The organism is Streptomyces glaucescens (genome assembly GCF_002154375.1).
Lineage (GTDB): Bacteria > Actinomycetota > Actinomycetes > Streptomycetales > Streptomycetaceae > Streptomyces > Streptomyces glaucescens.
Genome location: NZ_MUND01000878.1, coordinates 250 through 6,258 on the forward strand (window position 1 = coordinate 250; position 6,009 = coordinate 6,258).

Annotated in this window: 8 protein-coding genes and 1 pseudogene; 4 read left to right on the top strand and 5 right to left on the bottom strand. The window is 72.5% G+C overall.

What is annotated here, in order from left to right; all coding sequences use genetic code 11:
• Positions 1-141, top strand: a pseudogene (locus tag CCN42_RS45330) (PhzF family phenazine biosynthesis protein); the annotation flags it as partial.
• 28 nt (positions 142-169) lie between these two features.
• Here the strand turns inward: CCN42_RS45330 and CCN42_RS38735 are convergent.
• Both CCN42_RS38735 and map read right to left on the bottom strand, forming a co-directional pair.
• Positions 170-817, bottom strand: a complete 648-nt coding sequence (locus CCN42_RS38735) for a biliverdin-producing heme oxygenase (RefSeq protein WP_086741885.1) — start codon at positions 815-817, stop codon at positions 170-172.
• Positions 818-998: 181 nt separating this feature from the next.
• Positions 999-1,856 carry a type I methionyl aminopeptidase gene (gene map, locus CCN42_RS38740; RefSeq protein ID WP_086741886.1) on the bottom strand — a complete coding sequence of 286 codons (858 nt, stop codon included), beginning with the start codon at positions 1,854-1,856 and terminating at the stop codon, positions 999-1,001.
• Between the two features lie 59 nt (positions 1,857-1,915).
• Between map and CCN42_RS38745 the strand changes: the two genes are divergently transcribed.
• A complete protein-coding gene (locus CCN42_RS38745; RefSeq protein ID WP_086170330.1) occupies positions 1,916-2,149 on the top strand; it encodes a hypothetical protein in 234 nt (77 codons plus the stop codon).
• A 5-nt stretch (positions 2,150-2,154) separates the two neighbouring features.
• Here CCN42_RS38745 and CCN42_RS38750 read toward each other — a convergent pair whose 3' ends face one another.
• Together CCN42_RS38750 and CCN42_RS38755 are read right to left on the bottom strand one after the other, a co-directional pair.
• Positions 2,155-3,486: an MFS transporter gene (locus CCN42_RS38750; protein ID WP_086741887.1), complete on the bottom strand. Its 1,332-nt coding sequence runs from the start codon at positions 3,484-3,486 to the stop codon at positions 2,155-2,157.
• Between the two features lie 68 nt (positions 3,487-3,554).
• Entirely contained in the window at positions 3,555-4,160 is a 606-nt protein-coding gene (locus tag CCN42_RS38755; protein ID WP_086741888.1) for a hypothetical protein, read from the bottom strand.
• 177 nt (positions 4,161-4,337) lie between these two features.
• Here CCN42_RS38755 and npdG point away from each other — a divergent pair, with 177 nt between their 5' ends.
• On the top strand, positions 4,338-5,051 hold the full coding sequence (gene npdG, locus CCN42_RS38760; protein ID WP_086741889.1) for an NADPH-dependent F420 reductase: 714 nt from the start codon (positions 4,338-4,340) through the stop codon (positions 5,049-5,051).
• A gap of 61 nt (positions 5,052-5,112) precedes the next feature.
• Positions 5,113-5,280 (top strand): hypothetical protein, encoded by a 168-nt coding sequence (locus tag CCN42_RS43550; RefSeq protein ID WP_169731606.1) that lies wholly within the window; start codon positions 5,113-5,115, stop codon positions 5,278-5,280.
• On the opposite strand, the gene CCN42_RS38765 is transcribed toward CCN42_RS43550, so the two are convergent.
• Positions 5,270-6,009: site-2 protease family protein (locus tag CCN42_RS38765; RefSeq protein WP_086741890.1), on the bottom strand; the 740-nt coding region annotated here is incomplete at its 5' end. The two genes, CCN42_RS43550 and CCN42_RS38765, sit on opposite strands and share 11 nt — an antisense overlap.

The window sequence follows — 6,009 nt, forward strand, 5'->3', positions numbered from 1 at the left end:
ACCGGCGCGGCGGCCCTGCTGCTCACCGAACGACTGGGCCGGGCCCTGAACATCACGCAGGGTGCGGGTTCCCAGATCCTGACGGCGCCGCAGCCGGGCGGCTGGGTGGAGATCGGAGGGCGCGTCGTCCTCGAACGGTGACATCGGGGCGGCGGCCCCCGGCACGGCCTCACGCGGACAGCGGGAACTCCTCGCCCAGGGCCCGGAAGACGGCCGTGTTCAGGGCGAACGCCCGCTTGCACTCGGTGACGATCCGCTGCCGCTCCAGCTCGTCCGCGTTCACGGCGTCCAGCAGCTCGCGGTACGCCCGCTTGAACGCGGCCGGGTTGGGGATCTCCTCGAAGACGTAGAAGCGGACGCCGTCGCCCTTCTTCTCGAAGCCCCAGGTCCGCTCCGCCTTGTCGCGGATGATCTGCCCGCCGGACAGGTCGCCCAGGTACCGCGTGTAGTGGTGGGCTATGTACCCCGCCGGCCAGCGCTCGGCGCACTCCCGCACCCGGTCCGCGTACGCCCGCGTCGCGGGCAGCGCGCTCAGTGCGGCGCGCCAGCCGGGACCGCGCAGATGCTCCAGGTCCCGTTCCAGGGCGGCCAGCCGGAACAGCTCGGGCCGGACGAAGGGCCCGGCCACCGGATCGGACGCCAGTCGCTCCGCCCCGGCCTCCAGCGCCTCGTAGACGAACCACAGCTGCTCGGTGTAGCGCGCGTACGCGTCCACGCCGAGCCGCCCGCCGAGCAGGTCGCTCATGAAGGTCGAGGTCTCCGCCTCCGTGTGCTGCTCGTGGGACGCGGTGCGGATGAGATGCGAGAACGAGTCCATGGGTCCGGATTCTCTTGGTTAGGCTTACCTAAGTCAACGGCTTGCCGACGTCTTGTCGGTAACTCCCTACCCACCATCCTCACCCGACGCACCCGAGGACGCACCCGAAACCGGCCCCGACGCCGCACGCCAAAGGGCCCGCCCTCCGAAGAGAGCGGGCCCGGTGAGCGGGGGAGGAGCGCTACGGCAGCGTGAGAATGTCCGCCCCGGTCTCCGTCACCACCAGCGTGTGCTCGAACTGCGCCGTCCGCTTGCGGTCCTTGGTGACCACCGTCCAGCCGTCGTCCCACATGTCGTACTCGTGCGTCCCGAGCGTCAGCATGGGCTCGATCGTGAACGTCATCCCCGGCTGCATCACCGTCGTCGCGTGCGGGCTGTCGTAGTGCGGGATGATCAGGCCCGAGTGGAACGACGAGTTGATGCCGTGCCCGGTGAAGTCCCGCACCACGCCGTACCCGAACCGCTTGGCGTACGACTCGATGACCCGGCCGATGACGTTGATCTGCCGGCCCGGCCTGACCGCCTTGATCGCCCGGTTGAGCGCCTCCCGGGTGCGCTCCACCAGCAGCCGGCTCTCCTCGTCCACGTCACCCACCAGGTACGTGGCGTTGTTGTCGCCGTGCACCCCGCCGACGTACGCCGTCACGTCCAGGTTGACGATGTCGCCGTCCCGCAGGACCGTCGAGTCGGGGATTCCGTGGCAGATCACCTCGTTGACCGACGTGCACAGCGACTTGGGGAAGCCGCGGTAGCCGAGCGTGGAGGGGTAGGCGCCGTGGTCGCACAGGTACTCGTGCGCCACCTTGTCGAGTTCGTCCGTGGTGACGCCCGGCGCGATGATCTTCGCGGCCTCCTCCATCGCCCGCGCGGCGATCCGCCCGGCGATCCGCATCGCCTCGATGATCTCCGGGGTCTGCACCTCGGGCCCCGTGTACGGGGTCGGCGCGGGCTTGCCGACGTACTCGGGGCGGCGGATGTTTCCGGGTACGGAACGGGTGGGAGACAGCTCCCCTGGTACGAGCAGCGACTGGCCAGACATGCCAGCGAGTCTAACCAGCGGGCATGGGGGCACCATGTCCGTGGCGAAAGGAGCCGGTCATGGCCCTGTTCAAGAAGCGCACGGTGGGCAAGCCGGGCGAGTGGTACTACTGCCTGGAGCACAAGAAGGTCGAGGAGGGCCCGGACTGCCCGGGCAAGGACCGCTTCGGTCCGTACACCAGCCGCGCGGAGGCCGAACGCGCCATGGAGAGCGCCCGCGAACGCAACCTCCAGTGGGAGAACGACCCGCGCTGGCACGACGCGCCCGCTCCGGGCCGGACCGACCAGGACTGACCCGCTCAGACCGCGGGCGTCCCGGCCTCGGCGCCGGGCGCGCGCCGCTCGCGCAGCCGCACCGCGTGCTCGTCGGTCCGCACGTCGTACGTCATCAGCTTCGGCAGGCACAGCGCCAGCAGAGCCACCCCGGCCGCGCACAGCAGCCCGCCCGACCACACCGACGTGCGCACCCCCGTCCACGCGGCCATGCCGCCGGCGCGGACCTGGCCGAGCTGCGGGCCGACCGAGTACGACAGCAGCTCGATCCCGGCGAGCCGGCCGCGCAGCTCGTCCGGGATCGTCTGGTTCCACATGGCGCTCCGGAACACCCCGCTGACCATGTCGAACCCGCCGGCCAGGGCGAGCAGCAGCAGCACCAGCCACACGTTCCCGGCCAGCCCCGCCGCCGCGACCGACAGGCCCCAGCCCACGGCCGCCACCACCACCATCCGCCCGTGCCGGTGCACCCGCGAGGTCCAGCCACTGGTCAGGCTGACCAGCAGCGACCCGGCCGGGATGCTCGCGTACATCAGGCCGAGGGACCACTCGGCGCCCAGCTCGTCCGCGAGGAACGGCAGCACCGCGAGCGGCATCGCCAGGAACATGGCGGCCAGGTCGATGGCGTACGTGCCGAGCAGCTCCTTGCGGTTCCAGGCGTACCGGGCGCCCTCCGCGATGGCCCTCAGGGACGGCTTGCGCGCCTCGTGCGACGCGGGGGAGCGGCCGAGACCGACGACCAGGGCGACCGACACCACGAAGGTCAGCAGGTCCACGGCGTACGCCCAGCCCAGCCCCGCGTACGCCACCACCACGCCCGCCAGCGCCGGGCCCGCGATGCCGCCGGCCTGCCAGCGCAGCGCGTTCAGCGCGGCGGCGGCCGGCAGGTGGTCGTGGGCGACGATCCGGGGGATCAGCGAGTCCAGGGCGGGCCGCTGGATCGAGGTCAGCGCCGAGGCGAACGCGGCGATCACGTACAGCGGCCACACGGCGGGGCTCGGCAGCAGCGCGTTGACCAGCAGCGCCGCACACAGCACCCCCTGACCGGCCTCCGACCACAGGATCAGCTTCCGCTTGTCCCAGGCGTCGGCGAGGGCCCCGCCGTACAGCCCGAACACGACCAGCGGCACGAGCTCCACCGCGCCGATCGCGCCCACCGCCGCCGCCGACCCGGTCAGCTCCTTGATCTGCACCGGCAGCGCGACGAAGGTCAGGAAGCTGCCGAAGTTGGTGATCAGTCCCGACAGCCACAGCCGCCGGAAGTCGGCGGAGGCCCGCCAGGGGGCGAGGTCGGGAAGCAGGGCGCGCAGGCCGGTCGGCGCGGACCCGGGCTGCTCGGCGGAGGGGGCGTCGGTCACGAGGGGCCATGTTCCGGGCGGGACGCCGACCCGGGCAACCACTTTTCCGCGGCCCGGCGGGGGACGCGCTACCAGCGCGTCGGCGGCGGTGCCGTCAGCTGGTCGGCGAGCCGGGAGAGCCGGTCGCGCAGCCGGCGGCGGCCCCGGGGCGCGGGCCGCGCGTTCTCCCCGGCCGCCGCGCTGACCAGGTGCTGCACGACGTCGAGGTCCAGCTCGGAGCCGTCCGGCACGGCCAGCGTCTCGTGCGCCATGGTGGCCAGGTCGTCGTCCTCCCCGGGGCCGAGGGCGAGCACCGTCACCCCGGCCCGCCGGGCGTCGTGCACCCGCTCCAGCAACGGCGCCCGCACCCGGTCCGGGGCCACCACGAGCAGTGTCTCGCCCCGCCGGGCCGCCTCGATCCGGCCCGGTCCGACCGCCAGGTGCGCCGGATCGGACGGGCGGGCGTCGTGGCGGACGAGCGTCGGCGCCAGTTCCGGCGTGCCCGACCAGGCGGCCTCGTCCACCAGATGCGCGGCGAGGTGCCACGGCTCGTACTCCGGCGTCCCCACCAGTAGCAGCCCGCCCCCGTGCGCCACCACGGACCCGCGCAGCACACCCGCGAACCGCCGCGTGGCCGGCAACCACTCGGTTCCGGCGAGCACTTCGCGCAGCAGCGCGACCCGTACGGCGTCCATATGTCCGCATCCTGCCGCAAGCGGCCTCTGTTGACCGGTCGTTCACCTCGAATTCGCCCGACCCGGTTGCGGAGCCGCGGACTTCGGTGCGGGCCGGTGGCGTGCGGGCCACCGGGGTGCCCGTGACGCGGCTCACCCGGACCGGTCCGGCGGCGGGGGCGGACGTAGAGTCGGCCCATGACCTCTACCGACAGTGCACAGACCCCCGCGAAGGCCCCCGCCAAGGACCCCTGGGACCTGCCCGACGTCTCCGGTCTCGTCGTCGGCGTGCTCGGCGGGACCGGCCCGCAGGGCAAGGGCCTCGCCTACCGGCTCGCCAAGGCCGGCCAGAAGGTGATCGTCGGTTCGCGGGCCGCCGAGCGGGCCCGGGACGCCGCCGAGGAGCTGGGCCACGGCATCGAGGGCGCCGACAACGCCGAGTGCGCGCGGCGCAGCGACATCGTGATCGTCGCCGTGCCGTGGGAGGGACACGCCAAGACCCTCCAGGCGCTGCGCGGGGAACTGGCCGGGAAGCTGGTCGTGGACTGCGTCAACCCGCTCGGCTTCGACAGGAAGGGCGCCTACGCGCTGAAGCCGGAGGAGGGCAGCGCCGCCGAGCAGGCCGCCGCCCTGCTGCCGGACTCGCGGGTCACCGCCGCCTTCCACCACCTCTCCGCGGTCCTCCTCCAGGACCCGGAGATCGACGAGATCGACACCGACGTGATGGTGCTCGGCGAGGCCCGGGCCGACGTGGAGATCGTGCAGGCGCTGGCCGGGCGCATCCCGGGCATGCGCGGCATCTTCGCGGGGCGGCTGCGCAACGCCCACCAGGTGGAGTCGCTGGTCGCCAATCTGATCTCGGTGAACCGCCGCTACAAGGCGCACGCGGGGCTCCGCGTCACGGACGTATGAGGCCATGGGGGACACTGGTGGGGCACCACCCCGCAGTGTCCCCCGCAAGGAGCCGACCGACATGCCCCGTCTCGCCCTCTACTCCCTCGTCGTCTGCGTCCTCGCCGTCGTCGCGGCCGTGCTCTCCTTCGTGCAGGGCAGCTGGCTGGGGATCCTGTGGGTGCTGATGGCGGGCCTGTCGTCCAACATGTGCTGGTACTACCTCAAGCGCCGCCGCGTCACCCGGTGACCGAGCAGACCTCGCTCCCGCCGCGCCAGAAGCGGTAGAGGTCGTAGCCGCAGTAGGTGTCGAAGTCGCTGATGCCCAGGCCGCGCAGGATCGTGTCGATCAGCTCGAAGAACGCGCCGTTCACCGACGGGATCCACAGCAGCGCGAACACGAACAGCAGTCCGAACGGCGCGAAGGGCTCCACCTGCCGCCGGAGGCCGTACGACAGCCAGGGCTCGAGCACGCCGTAGCCGTCCAGCCCCGGCACCGGCAGGAAGTTCAGCAGCGCCGCCGTCACCTGGAGCAGCGCCAGGAACGCCAGCGCGAACCGGAAGTCCCGCGGCACCCCGTCCAGCGCGTCCAGCCAGAACGGGGCCGTGCACACCACCGCGAACAGCACGTTCGTCAGCGGGCCCGCCGCCGAGATCAGACTGTGCCGCCAGCGGCCCCGGATCCGCCCGCGCTCGATGAACACGGCACCGCCCGGCAGCCCGATCCCGCCCATGATCACGAACAGCACGGGCAGCACGATGCTCAGCAGCGCGTGCGTGTACTTCAGCGGGTTCAGCGTGAGATAGCCCTTCGCACCCACCGTGATGTCCCCGCTGTGCAGGGCCGTGCGCGCGTGCGCGTACTCGTGCAGGCACAGCGAGACGATCCAGGCCGCCGTCACGAACAGGAAGACGGCCACCCCGGGCTGCTCGGCGAACCCCGTCCAGGTCGCCCAGCCGGTGACCGCCGTCACGGCGA